General features: G+C 55.2%; 21 protein-coding genes. 10 read left to right on the top strand and 11 right to left on the bottom strand.

Annotation, left to right across the window (positions count from 1 at the left end):
* Nucleotides 1-4: 4 nt before the first annotated feature.
* Complete coding sequence (locus ICT70_RS10900; protein WP_191156516.1) at nt 5-517, bottom strand: ferritin; 513 nt, start codon at nt 515-517, stop codon at nt 5-7.
* Nucleotides 518-898: 381 nt separating this feature from the next.
* Between ICT70_RS10900 and yihA the strand changes: the two genes are divergently transcribed.
* From yihA to ICT70_RS10935, 7 genes are all read left to right on the top strand, one after another.
* Nucleotides 899-1,522 carry a ribosome biogenesis GTP-binding protein YihA/YsxC gene (gene yihA, locus ICT70_RS10905; RefSeq protein WP_191156518.1) on the top strand — a complete coding sequence of 208 codons (624 nt, stop codon included), beginning with the start codon at nt 899-901 and terminating at the stop codon, nt 1,520-1,522.
* Entirely contained in the window at nt 1,519-2,124 is a 606-nt protein-coding gene (locus tag ICT70_RS10910) for a histidine phosphatase family protein (RefSeq protein WP_191156520.1), read from the top strand. The genes yihA and ICT70_RS10910 overlap by 4 nt, the downstream gene beginning before the upstream one ends.
* Nucleotides 2,125-2,163: 39 nt before the next feature.
* A complete protein-coding gene (cbiE, locus tag ICT70_RS10915; RefSeq protein WP_191156522.1) occupies nt 2,164-3,378 on the top strand; it encodes a precorrin-6y C5,15-methyltransferase (decarboxylating) subunit CbiE in 1,215 nt (404 codons plus the stop codon).
* A gap of 8 nt (nt 3,379-3,386) precedes the next feature.
* Nucleotides 3,387-4,376, top strand: coding sequence for a tRNA dihydrouridine synthase (locus ICT70_RS10920; RefSeq protein ID WP_337906851.1), 990 nt, complete (start codon nt 3,387-3,389; stop codon nt 4,374-4,376).
* A gap of 293 nt (nt 4,377-4,669) precedes the next feature.
* Nucleotides 4,670-6,658 carry a ribonucleoside triphosphate reductase gene (locus ICT70_RS10925; RefSeq protein WP_191156524.1) on the top strand — a complete coding sequence of 663 codons (1,989 nt, stop codon included), beginning with the start codon at nt 4,670-4,672 and terminating at the stop codon, nt 6,656-6,658.
* A 188-nt stretch (nt 6,659-6,846) separates the two neighbouring features.
* On the top strand, nt 6,847-6,993 hold the full coding sequence (nrdD, locus tag ICT70_RS10930) for an anaerobic ribonucleoside-triphosphate reductase (RefSeq protein ID WP_191156526.1): 147 nt from the start codon (nt 6,847-6,849) through the stop codon (nt 6,991-6,993).
* Between the two features lie 11 nt (nt 6,994-7,004).
* Nucleotides 7,005-7,694 carry an anaerobic ribonucleoside-triphosphate reductase activating protein gene (locus tag ICT70_RS10935; protein ID WP_337906852.1) on the top strand — a complete coding sequence of 230 codons (690 nt, stop codon included), beginning with the start codon at nt 7,005-7,007 and terminating at the stop codon, nt 7,692-7,694.
* A 180-nt stretch (nt 7,695-7,874) separates the two neighbouring features.
* Here the strand turns inward: ICT70_RS10935 and ICT70_RS10940 are convergent, their stop codons facing one another.
* On the bottom strand, nt 7,875-8,126 hold the full coding sequence (locus tag ICT70_RS10940) for a cytochrome c (RefSeq protein ID WP_191156528.1): 252 nt from the start codon (nt 8,124-8,126) through the stop codon (nt 7,875-7,877).
* Between the two features lie 50 nt (nt 8,127-8,176).
* Nucleotides 8,177-8,509 carry a hypothetical protein gene (locus ICT70_RS10945; protein ID WP_191156530.1) on the bottom strand — a complete coding sequence of 111 codons (333 nt, stop codon included), beginning with the start codon at nt 8,507-8,509 and terminating at the stop codon, nt 8,177-8,179.
* 196 nt (nt 8,510-8,705) lie between these two features.
* Between ICT70_RS10945 and murI the strand changes: the two genes are divergently transcribed.
* From murI to ICT70_RS10960, 3 genes are all read left to right on the top strand, one after another.
* Nucleotides 8,706-9,500: a glutamate racemase gene (gene murI / locus ICT70_RS10950; RefSeq protein ID WP_191156532.1), complete on the top strand. Its 795-nt coding sequence runs from the start codon at nt 8,706-8,708 to the stop codon at nt 9,498-9,500.
* 26 nt (nt 9,501-9,526) lie between these two features.
* Nucleotides 9,527-10,177, top strand: coding sequence for a GerMN domain-containing protein (locus ICT70_RS10955; protein WP_191156533.1), 651 nt, complete (start codon nt 9,527-9,529; stop codon nt 10,175-10,177).
* A gap of 140 nt (nt 10,178-10,317) precedes the next feature.
* Nucleotides 10,318-10,821, top strand: a complete 504-nt coding sequence (locus tag ICT70_RS10960) for a hypothetical protein (protein ID WP_191156534.1) — start codon at nt 10,318-10,320, stop codon at nt 10,819-10,821.
* A gap of 91 nt (nt 10,822-10,912) precedes the next feature.
* Here the strand turns inward: ICT70_RS10960 and ICT70_RS10965 are convergent, their stop codons facing one another.
* The 8 genes from ICT70_RS10965 to ICT70_RS11000 all read right to left on the bottom strand — a co-directional run bounded on the left by ICT70_RS10965 (nt 10,913) and on the right by ICT70_RS11000 (nt 19,292).
* Nucleotides 10,913-11,401 carry a thermonuclease family protein gene (locus ICT70_RS10965; protein WP_191156535.1) on the bottom strand — a complete coding sequence of 163 codons (489 nt, stop codon included), beginning with the start codon at nt 11,399-11,401 and terminating at the stop codon, nt 10,913-10,915.
* Nucleotides 11,401-11,823: a hypothetical protein gene (locus tag ICT70_RS10970; protein ID WP_191156536.1), complete on the bottom strand. Its 423-nt coding sequence runs from the start codon at nt 11,821-11,823 to the stop codon at nt 11,401-11,403. The genes ICT70_RS10965 and ICT70_RS10970 overlap by 1 nt, the downstream gene beginning before the upstream one ends.
* A 226-nt stretch (nt 11,824-12,049) precedes the next feature.
* On the bottom strand, nt 12,050-12,526 hold the full coding sequence (locus ICT70_RS10975) for an RrF2 family transcriptional regulator (RefSeq protein ID WP_191156537.1): 477 nt from the start codon (nt 12,524-12,526) through the stop codon (nt 12,050-12,052).
* Between the two features lie 137 nt (nt 12,527-12,663).
* Nucleotides 12,664-13,485: a CvfB family protein gene (locus ICT70_RS10980; RefSeq protein ID WP_191156538.1), complete on the bottom strand. Its 822-nt coding sequence runs from the start codon at nt 13,483-13,485 to the stop codon at nt 12,664-12,666.
* Between the two features lie 3 nt (nt 13,486-13,488).
* A complete protein-coding gene (locus ICT70_RS10985; protein ID WP_191156539.1) occupies nt 13,489-14,670 on the bottom strand; it encodes an MFS transporter in 1,182 nt (393 codons plus the stop codon).
* Nucleotides 14,671-14,749: 79 nt separating this feature from the next.
* Complete coding sequence (locus tag ICT70_RS10990; RefSeq protein ID WP_224746988.1) at nt 14,750-16,138, bottom strand: efflux transporter outer membrane subunit; 1,389 nt, start codon at nt 16,136-16,138, stop codon at nt 14,750-14,752.
* An 11-nt stretch (nt 16,139-16,149) separates the two neighbouring features.
* Nucleotides 16,150-18,090: a MacB family efflux pump subunit gene (locus ICT70_RS10995; RefSeq protein ID WP_191156542.1), complete on the bottom strand. Its 1,941-nt coding sequence runs from the start codon at nt 18,088-18,090 to the stop codon at nt 16,150-16,152.
* Nucleotides 18,090-19,292 (bottom strand): efflux RND transporter periplasmic adaptor subunit, encoded by a 1,203-nt coding sequence (locus ICT70_RS11000; protein ID WP_191156544.1) that lies wholly within the window; start codon nt 19,290-19,292, stop codon nt 18,090-18,092. Before ICT70_RS11000 ends, ICT70_RS10995 begins: the two co-directional genes overlap by 1 nt.
* Between the last annotated feature and the right edge of the window lie 29 nt (nt 19,293-19,321).

Consider the following 19,321-nt stretch of genomic DNA (forward strand, 5'->3'; position numbering starts at 1 on the left):
AGGATTAATTTGCCGCTGCCGGTGGAACGTAGGTCCGTTGAGCAAGTTCCTGGTCGATCATCATCAGTCCGCGGCCATCTCCTTGAACTCTTTTTAGCTTGGCGATAATGTGATTGGCGGTGGCTTCCTCTTCAATCTGTTCCGTGACAAACCACTGCAGGAAAATCTGCGCGGCATGGTTTTTTTCCTGCTGCGCCAGATCCATCAGGGCATTGATACGCTTGGTAACGATCTGTTCGTGCTCGAGGGCGACCTCAAAGACTTCCAACGGCGAAGCGTAATCACGATGGGGGGAGTCCATCCCTTGCAGAACAACACGATTGCCCGTTTCACAGATAAAATCAAACATTTTTTCTGCATGAGTCATCTCTTCCTGAAACTGGATATTCATCCAGTTGGCCATGCCGGGAAGATCTCCTGACTCAAAATAGGCCTGCATCGACTTGTAGATGAAGGCAGAATAGTGTTCAAACTGGATCTGGTCGTTAATTGCATTAACGAGGCTGTCACTGAGCATTGATTGATCTCCTTGTCATTATCGATATTGAGGTTAACGCCCAGTATAGACGAAGTTGCCACGCTACTGCAAAGTTTGATTTGGCACAATAACAGATTCCTGGCTCTGATATCACTAAAAAACTAACGTATCTATTCAGCACCGGATCGTCGGTTCCTGTGTCAAGGGACACTTTTCGTCATCCCTGACCGCTTGTGGTCGCCGTCCATGGCGACAAACACCCTGGCCACAGAAACCCCGACCCGGCGCAAGGACAGTGGTGTATAGTTACAAACGAACAATGGATGTGACTTTAGGACCGGCCAATCCATAGTTGTCAGGCCCGCTATGGATCAGGTATGCTGCAGGTCCTTGATGCATTCCTCCTGCCAGGACAAACCGATGAAGATTAGCTCCGCCGAGTTTATCAAGAGCGCGACCAGGCCCGCGCATTACCCTGATCCCCAATTGCCTGAAATTGCCTTTGCCGGGCGCAGTAATGTCGGCAAAAGCACCCTGATCAATGTGCTGCTGAACCGCAAGAATCTGGTGCGCACATCGGCGACCCCGGGGCGAACCCAGTTGATCAATTTTTTCAATGTCAACCAGCGGTTTGTTCTGGTCGATTTGCCCGGCTACGGTTTTGCCAAGGTGCCGGTGGCAGTCAAAAAGGCCTGGGGGCCCATGATCAGAACCTACCTGGAGATCCGCGACTGTCTCGCGGCAACGGTATTTATTATCGATATCCGCCGCACCCCTGGTGAGGAAGATCTGGATCTGCTCGACTGGCTTGAAGAATTCGGTGTGCCGACGATTCCGGTGCTTTCCAAAATCGACAAGGTCAGTCGTTCTCAGCGTCGTCAACATGTCGAGCGGATAGCTGCGGTAACCGGTTTGCCGGTGGACGCTTTTAGTCTGTTCTCAGCCTTAAGCCGTGAAGGTATCGAGGATATTCGTGAACGGATTGATCTGGTTCTTGAACAACAATCCACGGATGAAACATCAGTGGATGGTAAGAGCAGATGAGCAAACCGACGCGGGTTCACCTGTTGCGTCATGGCCAGGTCGAAGGTTTTGAGGAAAAACGGTACAACGGTCAGGCCGATACCCCGCTGACTGTCCTCGGGCGCCGCCAATCCGCCGGTTTTGCCGGGCGTTTTCAGTATCGCCGGTTGGCTGCCATCTACGCCAGTGATCTGCAGCGATGCCGCTTTGCCGCGGACCAGATCGCTCTGTTTCAGCGGGCCCAACCGGTTTATCGAAGTGAATTGCGCGAACTTTGTGCCGGTGACTGGGAGGGAATCCCATGGGAGGTGCTGCAGCGCGATGCCGCCCAGTTGTGGCAGGCGCGGCTGCGTGATATCGTCCATATCGCTCCGCCTGGTGGTGAGAGTTTCTACTCCCTGGCCGAGCGCGTGCGGCCTGAGTTACAGCAGATAATTTCCTCACATCCGGGAGGTGAAATTGTTATAGTGTCCCATGGCGGGGTGAATCGTTTGATTCTTCTTGACGCTTTGGGGGCGCCGCTCGACAGTCTGGTGCGGATCGAGCAGGATTACGCCTGTCACAATATTATCGACTATTATCCGGACGGTCGCACCAGCGTATCCTTGCTCAACGGCAAGTAATTTTCATCTGGATAGACACCAACCAAGGGAGATCAAACCATGAAGTCAATTCATGTCATCGGCGCGGGTATGGCGGGACAGGAAGGTTTTACCGCCCAGGCGTTAGAGCTGATCGCTGCCGGCGATATTCTTTTTGGCGCGCCCCGCCTGCTGGCCCTGTTTCCCGACTATCGGGGAGAAAAACAGCAGATCGATGATGGGTCAATGGCGGCGATGATTGAGCGTCTGCGTCATTTTGACGGCAATGCCGTGGTGCTGGCTTCGGGGGACCCGCTTTTTTTCGGTGTCGGGCGCTACCTGTTGCGCAATCTGCCCGAAACCTTGATCGATTTTCTGCCCAATGTAACGTCGGTTCAGTACGCCTTTGCCAAGATTCGTGAGCCCTGGGACGATGCCATTTTTGTTTCCACCCATAGCCGTGATGTTAAAAGTGTTGTGGATCGGGTGGTCGCCAACGATAAGGCCGCTATCCTGACCGACGAACAGGTCACACCCAAGATGATTGCCGCTGACCTGGCCGGACGTGCTCGTTTTGGTTATCGGGTCTACCTGTGCGAGAATCTTGGAACAACGCAAGAGCGGATACGTCTGACCAGCGTCAAGGGGTTGCTGGATCTGGATGTTGCCGCGCTGAATGTGTTGATTCTGATCCGTGAATACGAAGATGAAGAGCGACAGTCGCTGCCGGCCTTCGGTATTCCGGATGATCAGTTTTTAAGTGTCAAAAAAACCATGACCCGCGAAGAGGTGCGGGTCGTGACCCTGGCCAAGCTGCGCCTGCGCCATGATATGTGTCTGTGGGATATCGGCGCCGGTTCCGGCTCCATCAGTATCGAGGCTGACTACCTGCTGCCCCAGGGGCGGGTGTTCGCAATTGAACGCAATGATGAAAGCCTGGGTTTCCTGCGCGAGAACTTGCGTCGTTTTAACGCCCGTAACGTCACCCTGGTGACCGGCAGCGCGCCCGATTGTCTGGACGCCTTGCCCGATCCCGATCGGGTGTTTATCGGCGGCAGTGGTGGTCACCTTTGGGAGATCCTTGAGCAGGTTGACCAGCGCCTGGCGATTGGCGGATTGATTGTCCTCAATGCCGTCACCCTTGATACCCTGACAGCTACCAATGACTATTTCGATAATGCCGGCTATCAGGTCGAAGTGGTGGCACTGAACATTGCCCGCACTCGCCCGGACACCAATTACAAGATGTTTGAGGCCTATAATCCTGTCTATATTATTACTGGAATGAAACAATAAGTCCGATTGTGAGTGCCAAGGATAACCTGTCAGGTGATACTGTCCTCCCCTGGAGTGTCGGGCAGCGCCCGCTGATGCTGGCACCGATGCAGGGGCTGACCAACTCGGCCTTGCGGCGGCTGTATCTGCAGAAATATCAGCCGGATCTGGTCTTTACCGAGTTTGTCCGGGTGCAGGCTCAGACCAGAAAAAGGGTCGCTAAAAATGAGTTAAGCGATATGCAGGATCATAGCGCGGTCGCGCCGCTGGTGGTGCAACTGATCGGTAATGACCCTGAGGCCCTGGCTGATGCTGCGCTACTGTTGCAGGCGCAGGGAATACAGCACATCAACTTGAACCTGGGGTGTCCCTACGGGCGGATGACCACCGGCGCCACCGGTGGCGAACTGCTGCGCCAGCCGCAGCGGCTGGCCTTGATGCTGAAGGCGTTGCGGCGTGTTTGCCGGGGCAGTTTTTCGGTAAAATGCCGTGCCGGTTACGAGGACTTGCTTCAGTGGCAGAGTCTGCTTCCGCTGTTTGAAGAGTCCGCTGTCGATTTCATTGTCCTTCATCCCCGGACGGTAGCGCAGCGCTACAATGGTACTGCTGATCACCGGATCAGTGCCGCCATGGCGGCAGCAACCTCTCTACCGGTCATTGCCAACGGCGATATCAACTCGCCCCAAGCGGCACGGACGTTGTTGACCCGGACCGGTGTCGCCGGACTGATGATCGGTCGTGGCGCCCTGGCCGACCCGATGATTTTTCAGCGGATCCGCGGCACCGCACCCCTTGAGGTTGATCCCGCGCAGCGGAGGCGGGATCTCGGGCTCTTTATCGGCGACTTGTGGCCTGACTATCTGCAGAAATTTTGTGGTGAACGCCAGGCGCTGATGAAGATCAAGGACGTGCTGAATTTTATTCCCGATGTCGATCTGCAGCGGGATCTCGGCAAGCTTAAGCGAACAACATCCGGCGCGGCCTTTCTCGCCAGACTGCAGCATACCTTTCCGGTTTAGCCAATCCCTGATTATCTTTTTTTAAAAATCCCTCAAAAATAGTGTCATTGTAGTGGTTTAGCCTCCCCCTGTCCACAACAAATCAACAGGTATCTGACAAGATGTAGTATTAACTTTCTGACTCATCTACTAGATATAGTGTTTTAGTCATTGTCTTGGTGTTGTTGCCTGTGCTAGCCTCTGCTACTGTGATTTTTCCAGTTGTACGCATCGATAAGGGGGGATGCCCCTTGTTGATAACCGCTGTTTTTATTGACGGGTGACCTTGGGTCACGACTGTTGGGAGAGAGGGTATGCTGACATATATTCGTAAGCGCGATGGGCGTTTGGCCCCTTACGACGAAAACAAGATCACCCAGGCGATTTGCAATGCGGTTAAAGCCGTGGGGGGGAGCGATTTTGAAAAGCCGGCGGAAATTACCCGTCAGGTCGGTGGTATCCTCGCTGTTCTTTATAAGGACAACAACCTCCCTTCCGTTGAGAATGTCCAGGATCTGGTCGAGAAAATCCTGATTGAAAACGGCCATGCCCAGACCGCCAAAGCCTACATCCTCTATCGTAAACAGCGTGAAGGCTTGCGGCGCACCCAGGAATTTATGGAAGAGTCGATCGCTTCGATCGATTCCTATCTGGTGCGGGAGGACTGGCGGGTCAACGAAAATGCCAATATGGGCTATTCCCTGCAGGGGCTCAATAATCATATCGCTGCCAATATTACCAGTAACTACTGGCTCAATAAAATTTACCCCGAGGATATTGCTCGCGCTCATCGTGAAGGCGATTTTCACATTCACGATCTGGGAATGCTGTCGGTTTATTGCTGTGGCTGGGATCTGAAGGATCTGCTCCTGAAAGGTTTCTGTGGTGCTTACGGCAAGGTTCAGAGTGATCCGCCCAAACATTTCCGTACTGCCCTTGGTCAGGTGGTCAATTTCTTTTATACCCTGCAGGGAGAAGCGGCGGGGGCCCAGGCCTTTGCCGGCTTTGATACCCTGCTGGCACCCTTTATTGCCTATGACCAGTTGAGCTACAAGGAAATCCGTCAGTGCCTGCAGGAGTTTGTTTTTAATATGAACGTGCCGACCCGGGTTGGCTTCCAGACCCCCTTTACCAACATCACCATGGATATGATGGTGCCTGCCAATATGGCCGCTGAAGCGGTGGTGATCGGTGGCCGTCTGATGGATCGCTGTTATGGTGAGTTCCAGGCGGAGATGGATCTGTTCAATCAGGCCTTCTGCGAGGTGATGATGGAAGGAGATGCCTCGGGAAGGATCTTCTCGTTTCCGATTCCGACCTACAACATCACCAAAGATCTCGACTGGGATAGTGATCGACTGCGCCCGGTGTTTGAAATGACTGCCAAGTACGGCATCCCTTATTTCAGCAATTTTGTTAACTCCGACATGGATCCGGAGGATGCCCGTTCCATGTGCTGTCGTTTGCGCTTGGATAACCGCGAACTGCGTCGCCGCGGCGGTGGCCTATTCGGCTCCAATCCGATGACCGGATCGATCGGGGTGGTGACCGTCAATCTGCCGCGCGCTGCCTATCTGGCTGCAACCACGGCCGACTTTTTCAGTCGCATCAGCGAGTTGATGGACAGCGCCTTCCGTTCCCTGGAGATCAAACGTAAACAACTTGAACGTTTTACCGAAGAGGGCCTCTATCCTTACAGCAAGTTTTATCTGGATTCAATCCGCCAGCGTAGCGGCAACTACTGGGATAACCACTTTTCCACTATCGGACTGATCGGCATGCATGAAGCTTGTCTTAACCTGATTGGCGCAGGGATCGACAGTGTCGCAGGGCAGGCACTGGCCAAAGAGACCCTGGATTTTATGCGCCGGCAGCTCGAGGCCTTTCAGGATAAAACCGGCCATCTGTACAATCTTGAGGCAACCCCGGCCGAAGGAACCAGCTTCCGTCTTGCCAGTGGGGACCGCAAGCGCTTCCCCGATATTCATTGTGCCGGCACCAGCGAACCCTATTACACCAACTCAACCCAGCTGCCGGTGGGTACTACAGAAGATATCTTTGCTGCCCTGACCCATCAGGATGACTTGCAGACCCGCTATACCGGGGGTACGGTTTTTCACGGCTTTCTTGGTGAGCGGCTTGAGGACTGGCGCAGCGCGCGTCTGCTGGTCAGGCGGATCGCGGAAAATTTCCATTTGCCCTATTTTACCTTGAGCCCGACTTTTACTATTTGTCCTGTCCATGGATATATCAGTGGTGAGCACTTTGCCTGTCCCCATGAACATGTTGAGCGGGCCGCCTGATTGGTGGCGTCGCAAAAACTCACCAACGGCTGCGTTGCCACCATTGTCTCACTGCTTCGACGTACGTAAGTACGCCTCATTGTTCAACAATGGCGCGCCTTGCCTTTGGCGCTTTTTGCTTAGCCACCCAACCTGATGCTTTTTGCGAAAGCATCCACATGACCCTGAAATAATAACAGGAGGAAATAATGGCAACCAGATGTGATTCAAAGACCGAAGTATATTCGCGGGTGTGTGGATTTTTCCGCCCGGTGCAGCAATGGAATCGGGGTAAAAAGGAAGAGTTCAAGGATCGCTCCGAATATATTGTCGCACCGACCGAGTTGAAGCGCTGAAACCGATTTCTATTAAAGGGTTCCAGGGTACCAGCCTGCTCGATTTTCCCGGGCGGGTAGCGTCCCTGGTGTTTACCGGTGGCTGTAACCTGACCTGCCCCTTTTGTCATAATGGCGGGCTGGTGTTAGAACCTGACGGCTACCCGGATATCCCTCTAGACGAGTTGCTGGCAGATCTCAAGGCACGCAGGAACTTCATCGATGGGGTCGTTGTATCGGGCGGAGAACCGACCATCGAAGCCGGTCTGCCGGCATTTTTAGCTGAGCTTAAAAGGCTGGATCTGCAGGTCAAGCTCGACACCAACGGGCTTTTACCCAAGGTCATTGCCCATCTGCTCGAACATCATCTGCTGGATTATATTGCCGTTGATATTAAAACGTCCCCCGAGCGCTATTCCGAACTGCACAGCGTCGCGGTTGATCCCGCCGGTCTTATCGCAACCGTCGAGTTGCTGAGCCAGGTTGCGATTGAGGTTGAATATCGCACCACTTGTATCCCCGGGTTGGTAACCCGGCAGGAGATTGACGCGATCGGAGACCTGCTGCGCGGAGCACCCCTGTGGGTGTTGCAGCAGTATGTTGCCGAGCATGCCATGGATACAGACTGGCAAGGGCTGGAAAAATACCCGCCGGAGCAGTTGCAGCAGTTCGCTGCCGGTGCGCAAGAGTATGTGCAGCAGGTGCAGGTGCGCGGAATCTAAAAACGCCGGATCATCGCAACGCAGTTGGTAACTGTTCAGCACCCGGTTGGGAATCCTATGTCAAGGGACGCGATTGTTTCCCGTTGGGTCATCCATGACCGCTTTGTGTCGCCGTCCATGGCGACACAAAGCCTTGCCGGAGGATCCAAAGACCCTGCGCGAAGGACTGCAGCTGAATAATTACTGCAGTTTATGACAGAACAAGCACCTAAAGGTGGTGGGGTGATTCTCCGAGAAGGGGACCATCTCTTCGTTGTGACAATCAGTACAGGATGCTTCTGCGGCTTTTCGCCCCTCTTTTGCTGCGATCTCATAAAAAGACTCATGGGTTTCGTCCCGCGGAACCGGGGCCGTTGTCTCTTCCGGAGCCATCCACAAAAAAGTGACGATGGCTATCGCTCCGAGTAGAAGAAAAATATCGCGTTTTTTCATAACTTGACTCCGATTTCAAGGTCGTTTAAACGAAAGCGTTTTAGACGTCTTCATTCTGTTTTAATAAACAGCAAATAAATGAACAACATCACCGCGACGGCACCACCAATGACGATAATATAAAGCCCTCCACCTTCAAGCCCTTCAGTGCCGGTGCCTTTGGCCAATGTCAATGAAATGGTAAGGATAAAGCCGCCGAGGCCGGCAACAACGGCAGAAATGGCGCGCCAGCCGATCATATAGGTAATGAGAATGACAGCAATAAAAATGCCGATGAACCAGGGACTGCTGTGCAGATCGCCGACGTTCCAGGCGTTGAGTTGCTCAATGAGCCGATCCGTACGAAATTTTTCAAAAAAATCAGCGATCGTTTCCCCGTTCATCGAATCCTCCACGAAGATGTGCTGAAAAGCCTGCTAATACTAGCAGATCGTTGCCTTGCAAAAAAGCACTAATGTCAGATCGCAGTGGTGTCACCCGCAGTCTTGACTTTGACCATCTCCTTCTCTACCATGACCCGTCACGTCAGAGCCCTGGAAGGCGCTGTTTTTTCGAGATGAATTGTCGGTGGAGACTGTGGTGCTGGGTAAGGCAATAGGTATTTTTGATTCCGGGGTCGGCGGTTTGACCGTCTTTAAAGAGGTAGCTGACCTGCTGCCGCGCGAAAACCTCATCTATCTGGGGGACACAGCACGGGTTCCCTACGGCAGCAAAAGTGTCAAGACGGTTCAGCGCTATGCGCTGGAGGCAGCTGAGTTTCTTGTAGATCGTGGCGTAAAACTGCTGGTTGTTGCTTGTAACACCGCATCAGCAGTGGCTCTGGAGCAACTGCGCGAGCGTTTTCAGTTGCCGGTCATCGGTGTTATTGAGCCAGGTGCCCGGCGTGCTTGTGCCAGTCGTAACCGCCGCATCGGCGTTATCGGTACCGAGGGTACCATCAACAGTGGACGCTATCCCCAGGCGATCAGTGCCCTGGTGCCTGATGCCCGGATCTTTTCGATTGCGTGTCCGCTGTTTGTTCCCCTGGCCGAGGAGGGGTGGGCTGAACACGAGATTGCCCGACTCACCGCCCTTGAGTATCTGCAACCGCTGCTTAAGGCGCAGATTGACACCCTGGTTCTTGGTTGTACCCATTACCCGCTGTTACATAATACCTTGCGTGGTATCTTCGGCGCTGATGTTCTGCTGGTTGATTCAGCTGAGGAGACAGCCAAAACCGTTCAGCAGTTATTTTGCCGGCAGGGACTTGAAAATCCCGATAGCGGTGGCCGTCGCGAATTTTATGTGACCGACGTACCAACCCGTTTTGAGCGGGTAGGCCAGGCCTTTTTGGGCGCAGAACTGGGACGGGTTGTTCAGGTCGAGATTGGTTAAGGCGAGTAAACAGGGAAGGACGATTGATGAAACGAGTGGTTTTCATCCTGGCCGCAGTGCTGATCACCGGCATTGCTCTCGGGTATATCCTCGGCTGGTTTTTTCAGGCCGCCAGAGATGAAGAGGCGCCGGTTCCCGAATTAATCGAGGAAACCCTGGCAGAGCGGGAAGTCACCCTGTACTTTGCCGATCCTCGGGGGCGTTACCTGGCCAGGGAGACGACCATCATCAGTGGTTGTGAGGATGATCGTGATTGTGTCCGTGCTCTGCTTGAACAGCTGATCAACGGACCAAGGGGTGACAATGTGCGAGTGCTGCCGGCGGCGACGCGGATCGAAGGGGTGGAGCTGGAAAATGATCTGGTGCGGATCAATTTTTCACGCCATTTAGTCGATCATCATCCCGGTGGCAGTATCACCGAGCTGCTGTCAATCTATAGTCTGATCAACAGTTTGAGCGAAAGTTTCCCCTACCTGCGGCAGATGCAGATTCTGGTGGAAGGGGAGGTGCGCCAGACGTTGAAAGGGCACGTGCGGATTGATCACCCGGTCTACGCGGATTACACCTTGACCGAACCTCCGCGCATCGATGGCGGCGATAACCCGCCAACGCATGATGAAAAAGACTATCGCGAGATTGAACGGTTGATCGAGGAGGCTACCATCGATGCGAATTGAACGGTTCTCCCGTTTTAACACTACTTTTGTCGCCATTGATTGTGCTCAAATAGTCCTCAGCCGACTTCTTCTTGCTCAGCCGCCAGAGGTTGCAGTATAAATAGAAAAATTCGAATGCTGCGGCACATCAAGGAGCCAGGATGATCGTCGGCTACAATCACAATGTCAGTTACCGTGGGAAGACTTTCCATGTGCAGACCGAAGACAGCGGTCCGCTGCGCCCGCAGCTGGTGACCTTGCTGTACTTGGGGGGCACCATTATCTCGTCCAAAAAGACTGTCTACGCCGACATTATCAAGGTCGATCATCTCGACAAGGTGGTTGAAGAATTGGCCAAGGAGCAGCATAAAGGAATGCTGCGTGGCTTGACCCGTGGCGAGTTTGATCAGCGCATAGCTGAATTGGGAATCGCCCTGGAACCGGCACCGGTCAAAGCCGAAGAGGCGGTTAGACCGGTTGCGCAAACACTGGACGACCCCGGTGAAAGAGTTACCGAAGAGACTGCAGCTGGATCGGCGGACCACAGTAGCGCGGCGATTGTTGCTGAACCCGGCATCGACAAGTTCAAAAAGTCCAAACCCACCGAACCTTCCCTCGAACAGTTGATTTATGCCTATCTGACCGCCGGACAAAAGGGATCCTGATCGCCTGTGGCCTATTAATTGCCATAAGATCGCCACAATGTTAACGAGTCAACAGAGCACCAGGACAAGTTGGTCGATGGGTTGCCGACTACTAACGCCACAACCCACGTTTTTGGTTGCGTGCTTTATCCTCTGCCGCCAGAAACTGATCTTTTAATTCAAATTCAGCCCGGCGAAAGACTGCCGCCAGCCCTTCTTCCACCAGCAACTGATTAAGCAGACGGCCATCAGGCAGGTAGACGTACGCCAGGGTTCGCTCGTACTGATCCGTTCGTTCCCGGTCGAATTCCAGGCGAACGATCTGGTTGCGGCTGTGGCGAATTACAAATTGGCCGGCCTGGCGTGCGACTGTGCGCAGTGTTGCCGGCGAAATCTTGAACCGGTGCCGATAAAAGCGATCACGATCGGACGCTTCTGCTTCCGGCGCATCAATTCCCAGCAGGCGGACGCGTCCAATATGTTCCACCTCGATGGTGTCGCCATCGTAGACCCAGGTCACCCGCCCGGAAACCGCCTCGGCCTGCCGGCAGGCGCACAGCTGGACCAGCAGAAGCAGAACGAGAAGGATACGACCAGGCACTAACGTCCCCACAGCAGACGGGCAAAAAAGCCGGTGAACAATCCCCAGATCAGCCAGCTTATGATGATCAGCCCTGGCATCAGCAAGCCGAGATTAATCCCGCCGATCCCCTGATTCTGTAGTTGCGGATAAATATAGACCATATCGACCAGAGCTGGAATCATGGCGACCCATAGACTTTTGCGAATCCAGTAACGTCTGCTCCGGGGTGATGCCACGGTCAGAAAGAACAGCAGCCCCCACAGACCGCCGGCAAATAGCGGGGCATATAATGTCGGCAGGGCGATACTGCGGGAAAAGCTGATGCCGAGCAGGCGGATAACCCCCCATTCACCGCCGAGCCATAAAAACAGACTGCTGAACAGAGCTCCCAGCAGGCCGGCAACAAAACAGACGGCAAATAACGCGCTGGCTTTCGGCATGGGCTCTCCTTATTGACAGTGAGGTAGGCACCAATCGGTTTCGTGCCGTGGAAAAACCGGCGAGCTAGATGTCAGAACCAGAACCTGCTGCGGGTCAAGTAGATCACTTGATGCCTTAAGTAACAGGGTCGAATCAACTCTCCGGATAAAGGGATGGCAACTCGGGTCAGCTCTGTCAGATTCTCCCGCAGGTTCTGGTCCTTGTTTGCCAGTGATATCGACAGAATCAGATAAAGTACATAAAGCGGTGGTCAAGTTCCTTTTCCAGACCCATCTGCTGTCCCTGGTCGCACATGTCCTTGAGGGTGATGGATTCAAAATAATCACCAAGGATCTTGCTCCCTTCGGCCCAGATATGCTGGGTCAGACACTGGTTGTCAAATTCACAGCAAGGTTGTGATTCGCCATCCTTGCGCCGCCCTTTGACACAATTAACCAACATCAGTTCACCCTCTGCTGCCAGCACGATTTCTTTCACGGTAATGTTTTCCGGTGGTTTGGCCAGGCTGTAACCGCCCTGCGGACCGCGCCGACTTTTCAGCAGGCCGGCTTTTTTCAGATCCTGAAAGATCTGCTCCAGATAGCGTGGCGAAATATTCTGGCGCCGGGAAATATCCTTGATCTGGGCCGGCATGGAACCGGCGTGGTAGGCCATATCAAACAGGGCGCGAACACCATAGCGGCTTTTGGTCGATAATTTCATTATTTATACCTCCGTCATTGAATTATTGAGACTATAAAAATCTTCAGTGATGTTGTCAAGAATAAAAGCTCGTTTTTAGTGTGGGATTGTTGGCAGGCAAACGCAGGTAAACAGACCAGTTGGATGTAGTAACCGTTTCAGCTCCGCCGAATGCCCTCCGGCGTCAGGGTGATTTTGCCCTCTTTATAAAGGGAGCCGACAGCTTTTTTAAACAGTTTTTTGCTGATGCCGAGGCGACTGCGGATCATTTCGGGTGGGCTGGCGTCAGTCAGGGGGAGCAGGTCCTGCTGTTCCAGTTGTTTCAGTAACATTGTGCAGGCAAGGTCAATGCCTGCGGTTCCTGCCGGCTGCAGACTGATGTCGAGCTTGCCGTCATCACGGATTTTAGCCACATAGCCGATGCGTTTGTCACCACGTTTCATGCCGGGCAGCAGGTCATCACGGTAAATCACCCCGGTATAGAGATGATTGACGATCACTTTGGCGCCCAGGTCGGTAAATTGCCAGACGATCAGATCAACCTCGTCCCCCCGGCTTAAGTCACAGTTTTCTTCGCGCAGATATTTCTCCAGCCGGGCTGAAGCAATGGGGCGCTGCTGATCATCGTGGCAGATGCGCACCAGATAGCGTCGGCCGACCTGCATCGGCTCTAGCTGTTCCGCGCAGGGTAGCAGGAGATCTTTGGCGAGACCCCAGTCGAGGAAGGCCCCTTGAAGGGTGGTGTTTTTTACTGTCAACAGGGCAAATTCTCCGACCTGCGCCGACGGTTTGTCCCTTGTGGCACACAGCTTCTGGTGGCGATCCAGATAGAGGAATACGGTCAGCTTCTCACCGTCCCCGATATTCACCGGGCATTCCTTCAGCGGCAGGAGGATTTCTGTTCCTGCGGCATCCAGCCAGGCCCCTTGATGGGTCTTCCGGATAACAGTCAGTTGGTAATAATAGCCGGGTAGCAACATGGGTCACTGATCTCCTGGGTGCGAGGCTGTCGTTGCGGGAAGCGAGATCTGTCGACCACAGCCATAACCGATGAGACAGATCAGTGTCAGCAGCAGCAGAAAAATATTCCAGCCGAATTGTTGGTAAACAATGCCCGGAGCAAAAGATCCGATGCTGCCCCCGGCGTAGTAAAAGGCGACATAGAGCCCGTTGGTGAGGCCCCGATGCTGACTTCCCGCCATCTGATTGACCAGGCCGGAAGCGGTGGTATGCACCAGAAACATGACGCCACAGAAGAGGAACATGGCAGCAAACAGAACGCCGACGTAAGGGGTGGCAAGGGTGACCAGAATGCCGCCCATGACCAGCATCCCGGTGCGGATTGTCCGGACTTCACCACCCAGATGACGGATAAACCAGGGCGCACCTAAAGAGGTGACGATACCCATCATATAGCCGGAATACATCAGGCCGATGCGCATGGAATCAGCCTTTTCGTTGAGTTCCGTCAGGCGGAAAGGGATAAAGTTCATGACTGCCGAAAAGACCAGAAACAGGCAGAAGACTCCCAGATAGAGGGGGAGAAAGTCAGGCTTACGCAGAATCTCCAGCATGGCCTGCGGATGCGGGCGAACAAACCTGGTGCCGCTGGCCGGTCTGAGTCTGGTCAACAGGGCAAAGGCAATAAACAGACTCAAAGCCAGGACCACAAAGCTGAAACGCCAGCCAAAAATATTGGCAATCAATCCCGACATTGCGCGTCCGGCGAAACCACCAAAGATGGTGGCAGCGATATACAGCGCCATGGTGCGCTGCAGGTCTTCGGCGCTGGACCGGGCCGACAACCAGGTCATCAGGGAGGTCAGCAGGGCCGGAATCAGCACGCCTTGAAACAACCGGATAGCAAGCAGTTGGGGGTAGCTGGTGGCAATGGCAAAGAGCAGGGCAGAAAGGGCGAGTAACGGCACCGCCAGCTTGAGAATGCGGATGGGCGAAACGGTTTCCAGCAGATAACCGTAGACCAGAGGTGCCAGAGCCAGGGGAATAAAGGTGACGGTGGTCAGCGCCGCTGCTGCTTCGCGACTGACCCCGAACTCCAGTTGCAGGGCCGGCAGCAGGGGTTGATGGGCATACAGGGCGGATAACGCCAGCACGGAGGTCAGGATAATGGGAACAAGTTCGAGATAACGACGTTGGGGCATCATGTTTCTGCTTCATTGAAGATGGGTTGATCAGTGTCTGCCTCTTGCTCTAGCAGAAAAGGGTGAGGAAAGTACAGGGAATTCAGCGTTCGAGATGCCAGCCGCCGCCCAGGGCTTTATACAGATCGACCGTGGCGTTCAGGCGTGAGAGCTTCTGCTGAATCAGCTGATCTTCAACCGCAAACAAACTGCGCTGGGCATCAAGCAAGGTGGTCAGGCCGTCACTGCCTTCTTTATAGCGCAGCTCCGATAACTCCAGAGAACGGGCAGTTTCGTCCCGGATGGCGCGCTGCGTCTGCTCCTGGATCTGACTGCGGTGGACGAGGGCCAGGGCATCATCAACCTCTTTGAGGGAATTAAGTACTACCTTGCGCCAGTTTTCAACCAGCACCCGTTGTTCTGATTCCCGCGTGGCAACCTGACTACGCAGACGGCCGCCGTCAAACAGGGCGCGGGTCAGGGACACAAGCGCATCCGCTGAATGCAGCGGGCTGCCCAGCCCCATAAAGGCAAATTCGCTGCTCGACAGCAGGCTCGATAAACCAAGGTTGAGCTTGAGGGGGAACAGGGCGGCACGGGCGACATAAATATTGGCACTGGCAGTAACCAGCCGTTCCTCAGCGACGGCAATGTCAGGGCGCCGAACCAACAGTTCAGCGGGCAATGCGCTGGTCACCGTTGGCACCACCACCTCATCAAGGCCGTTGCCTGCTACGTTAAACCCTTGCGGCGTCATCCCCACCAGCAGGGCCAGCGCCCGCAAGCTCTGGCGTTCCTGTATCTCCAATGGTAACAGGGCGTCGCGCTGTACCATCACTGCCGTGCGCTGACGGCTCAGATCGAGAGCGCTGGCAGCACCGTAGCGCCGGCGCGCTTCGACAATGGTAAAAAGACGTTCGGCGATTTCCAGATTCCGGTGGGCGATGGCGAGCCGGTCGCGGATCGCCAGGATCTGCCAATAGGCATTGGCAACGCCGGCAATCAGCGACAGACGGGTCGCTTCATAATCGTGGCGACTGGCGGCATAAGCGGCCTGCCCACCCTGCCAGGTGGCGATGTTGCTGCCCCAGACATCGATTTCATAATTGATCGCCAGTCCGGCGCGGGAGCTTTCCGTGCGTACCGAAGTGTCGCTGGTTTCACTGCGCCCGACCCCTGTTGACGCATTGAAGCCGAGGGTAGGAAACAGCGGTGCCCGACTATTGCGCAGGGCGATTTCTGCCTGTACTACCCGCTCCGTCGCAATGCGGATATCGGGGCTGGCGCTGAGGGTCTCGGTGATCAGTCGTTCCAGTTCGGCCGAGTTAAACCCTTGCCACCAGTCTTTTTCCAGAGGGAGCGTGACGTGCGCGGTGGCTTCGTCCCAAGTCGGTGGCGGGGTAAATTCCGGTGCCTGGTGCTTGACCGGTAGCGCGCAAGCGCTGAGCAGTGTCGCCAGGATGACCATGATCAGGGGAGGTAAGCATTTCATCAACATTTCACCTAGTCCGACGCCAGCGCTACCACCGGGTCGAGACGGGCAGCTTTGCGCGCGGGAAAATAACCGAATACCAGGCCGGTAACAAAAGCGCAGCCAAAAGCCAGAAAGACCGGAGTCGGCGAGTATTGAATCGGTGTGTCAAAAGTCGCAATAACAGCTGCGGTGGCGAGACCGACGATGACGCCGATGGCACCTCCCAGCGCTGTGACGACCAGCGCCTCAATCAGAAACTGTTGTTGAATGTTACGCATCCGGGCACCGGTGGCCATGCGGATGCCGATCTCCCTGGTCCGTTCGGTGACACTGACGAGCATGATATTCATCACCCCGATGCCGCCGACTAAGAGTGAAATGGCAGCAATAGAGCCGAGCAGGATGGTCAGGGTGTTCTGGGTTTCGGTGATGCTGTCGATGATCGAGGCCATGTTGCGGATCTGGAAATCCTCAATGCCCCCATGGCGCAACAGCAGCAGTTGTTGCAGTTGCTCCTGGGTTTCATCGACCCGATTCACATCCTTGACGGCAACCGTGATGTTACGCAGGTGGCGCTGACCGATCAGGCGCAGGCTGCCGGTGGTATAGGGAACAAAGACCACGTCATCCTGATCGCTACCACCCATACCGGCCCCCATGGGAGCCATGGTGCCGATGATCTGAAAAGGGATATTGTTGATCAGCAGGTATTTCCCCAAAGGCTCGCTGTCGGGAAACAGGGCGCGGGCGACGGTCTGGCCGAGTACCGCAACGGTGGCGTAGTTGCGCTCATCCGCTTCAGTAAAAAAGGTGCCGCTGGCCGGCCTCCAGTTACGGGCAATAACGAAATCGCTGGAAGTGCTGTTGAGGCTGGTACGGTGATCAAATTCTCCGGCCCGCACGGTGATGGCGCTGCTTTGCTCCGGAATGGCGGCCAGCACATTGGGGATCTCGCGGACCGCCACAGCATCTTCCGGCACCAGGGTAGCGACGCCGCTGAACCCGCGCAGGTTGGGGGCGCCGGGTCTGACCATCAAAAGATTACTGCCCAGCACGCTGATTCGCTCCACCACCGCCTGTTTGGCCCCGTCACCAATGGCGAGCATGGTGATGACCGAGGCCACGCCGATGACGATGCCGAGCAGAGTCAGAATCGTGCGAAAAATATTGCTGCGTAGTGAACGAACCGCAGTCCGGGTGGCTTCGAACAATTCTGCCGGATAGGAATGAGCCACTGCAGGTCTTTCCAACTCAAGGGACGTGGGGACTGGCGGGGTTGGGTTGTTATCTGCGATGATCAGGCCGTCGCGGATCTCGATAATGCGGTCGGCATGGTTGGCTACCTCCTGCTCATGGGTAATCAGAATCACCGTGTGACCACGTTGCGCCAGATCGCTCAGCAGCTTCATCACTTCGGCCCCACTGTGGCTGTCCAGCGCCCCGGTCGGCTCATCGGCCAGGATGATGCGGCCGCCATTCATCAGCGCCCGGGCGATCGATACCCGCTGTTGCTGTCCGCCCGAGAGCTGGGTCGGTCGGTAGGTGAGGCGCTCCTCTAGTCCCAGTTCAGTCAGCAGCTGGATGGCTCGGCTGCGTCGCTGCGCTCGGGGTACGCCGGCATACACCGAGGGTACCTCGACATTCTCAACAGCGGTAGCGGTCGCAATCAGGTGGTAACTCTGGAACACAAAACCGAATTCTTCACGGCGCAACCGCGCCAGTTCATCCCTGGACAGGGTCGCGACTTTCTTCCCCATGAACAGATAGTCGCCGCTGGTTGGTTGGTCGAGGCAGCCGAGCAGGTTCATCAGGGTGGTTTTACCGGAGCCGGAGGTCCCCATGATGGCGATAAACTCCCCCGGAAAAATTTGCAGATCGATCCCGTGCAGCACCCTGGTTGCCAGATCGCCGCGGTAGTAGGTTTTGGTGACCTGCCGCAGTTCAATCAGGGCTTGAGACATGGTCGTCATCAGCGCATCCGCATGCCCATGGGTGGGCGGGCCGGGTTGGTGCGCTGGCCACTACCATCAGCCATTGAGGTGACGACCTGATCGCCCTCATTGAGCCCTTCTAATATCTGAACCTGGATGCGATTGCTGATGCCGACCCTGATCCGGCGTTCTACCGGATTAGCATTTTGATCAGGTACCATCACTGTTGCCGGCGTGCCGTTGTCGGGTGCGGGAGATTGAGGTGGGCGCTGATCCGTCAGGGCCGATACCGGCAGCAGCAGGGTATCTTCGGCGGCAGCGATGACAAAAAATACCTGGGCGGTCATCTGTGGCAACAGCTTGCGGTCGCGGTTGTCGACGTCAAAGAGGGCGCTGTAAAGGACCACATTATTTTCTACTGTCGGGGTTGGTTCAATCCGGTAAAGGGTGCCGTACCAGCGTTGGTTACGCCCACCCAAGGTGGTGAAATAGGCTTCCATCCCGATTTGCAATCGGCTGATATCGGCCTCGGAGACCCGGGTTTTGACTGTCATGGTTGCCAGATCAGCAATCTGCATCAACACCGGGGCCTGCTGCGTGGCATTGATCGTCTGCCCCTGGCGGGCGCTGATAGAGACCACCGTACCGTCCATCGGCGCATAAATCTGCGCGTAGCTTAAGTTGGCCTCATCAGCCCGCAGGCTGGATTCATTCTGCTCGATCTGGGCCATCAGCATCTCGATTTGGGCTTTAGCCGACTGATAGGCGGCCGCTGTGTTCTGGGCATTTTCTTCGGTCGTGGCTTGCGCGGCGAGGAGGTTCTGCTGGCGCTGGTGCTGAATCCGTGCCAGCTCCAGTTGTGTCTGCCGATCAGCCAGGAGCGCACGCTGATAACGCAACTGGGCGCGGCCGGCATCCACCTTGGCCATGAACAGGGTCGGATCAATCTCGGCCAGCAGATCCCCTCTGTTTATCTGATCACCGACCTCAACGTGGATCCGGTGCAACTGCCCGGACACCTGGGCTCCGACATCGACATAATCCCGTGGCTGGAGGACGCCGGTGGCGGTGACCAGATCTTCGATGGAGCCGCGTTGGACGGTGGCAAAGGTGGGCAGAGCAGGTTTGTCTTTCTGCGTCGCCAGATAGTACCAGCCACCAGCGACGGCGCTGATCAGCAGCAGGACGATGACGACAGGCAGCAGAAATCTGCCGTGCTGATTGGAACCGGGAATGCGCATGAAGGTAAAAAATCCTTGTTGCAGTGAAA

It is taken from the genome of Pelovirga terrestris (genome assembly GCF_014773365.1).
In the GTDB taxonomy this organism is placed as follows: Bacteria; Desulfobacterota; Desulfuromonadia; order Desulfuromonadales; family Geopsychrobacteraceae; genus Pelovirga; species Pelovirga terrestris.

Bases quoted from the DNA above. Each gene is read 5' to 3' on its own strand.
- ICT70_RS10900 (WP_191156516.1), bottom strand. From the start codon at position 517: ATGCTCAGTGACAGCCTCGTTAATGCAATTAACGACCAGATCCAGTTT.
- yihA (WP_191156518.1), top strand. From the start codon at position 899: ATGAAGATTAGCTCCGCCGAGTTTATCAAGAGCGCGACCAGGCCCGCG.
- ICT70_RS10910 (WP_191156520.1), top strand. From the start codon at position 1,519: ATGAGCAAACCGACGCGGGTTCACCTGTTGCGTCATGGCCAGGTCGAA.
- cbiE (WP_191156522.1), top strand. From the start codon at position 2,164: ATGAAGTCAATTCATGTCATCGGCGCGGGTATGGCGGGACAGGAAGGT.
- ICT70_RS10925 (WP_191156524.1), top strand. From the start codon at position 4,670: ATGCTGACATATATTCGTAAGCGCGATGGGCGTTTGGCCCCTTACGAC.
- nrdD (WP_191156526.1), top strand. From the start codon at position 6,847: ATGGCAACCAGATGTGATTCAAAGACCGAAGTATATTCGCGGGTGTGT.
- ICT70_RS10940 (WP_191156528.1), bottom strand. From the start codon at position 8,126: ATGAAAAAACGCGATATTTTTCTTCTACTCGGAGCGATAGCCATCGTC.
- ICT70_RS10945 (WP_191156530.1), bottom strand. From the start codon at position 8,509: ATGAACGGGGAAACGATCGCTGATTTTTTTGAAAAATTTCGTACGGAT.
- ICT70_RS10955 (WP_191156533.1), top strand. From the start codon at position 9,527: ATGAAACGAGTGGTTTTCATCCTGGCCGCAGTGCTGATCACCGGCATT.
- ICT70_RS10960 (WP_191156534.1), top strand. From the start codon at position 10,318: ATGATCGTCGGCTACAATCACAATGTCAGTTACCGTGGGAAGACTTTC.
- ICT70_RS10970 (WP_191156536.1), bottom strand. From the start codon at position 11,823: ATGCCGAAAGCCAGCGCGTTATTTGCCGTCTGTTTTGTTGCCGGCCTG.
- ICT70_RS10975 (WP_191156537.1), bottom strand. From the start codon at position 12,526: ATGAAATTATCGACCAAAAGCCGCTATGGTGTTCGCGCCCTGTTTGAT.
- ICT70_RS10980 (WP_191156538.1), bottom strand. From the start codon at position 13,485: ATGTTGCTACCCGGCTATTATTACCAACTGACTGTTATCCGGAAGACC.
- ICT70_RS10985 (WP_191156539.1), bottom strand. From the start codon at position 14,670: ATGATGCCCCAACGTCGTTATCTCGAACTTGTTCCCATTATCCTGACC.
- ICT70_RS10990 (WP_224746988.1), bottom strand. From the start codon at position 16,138: ATGAAATGCTTACCTCCCCTGATCATGGTCATCCTGGCGACACTGCTC.
- ICT70_RS10995 (WP_191156542.1), bottom strand. From the start codon at position 18,090: ATGACGACCATGTCTCAAGCCCTGATTGAACTGCGGCAGGTCACCAAA.
- ICT70_RS11000 (WP_191156544.1), bottom strand. From the start codon at position 19,292: ATGCGCATTCCCGGTTCCAATCAGCACGGCAGATTTCTGCTGCCTGTC.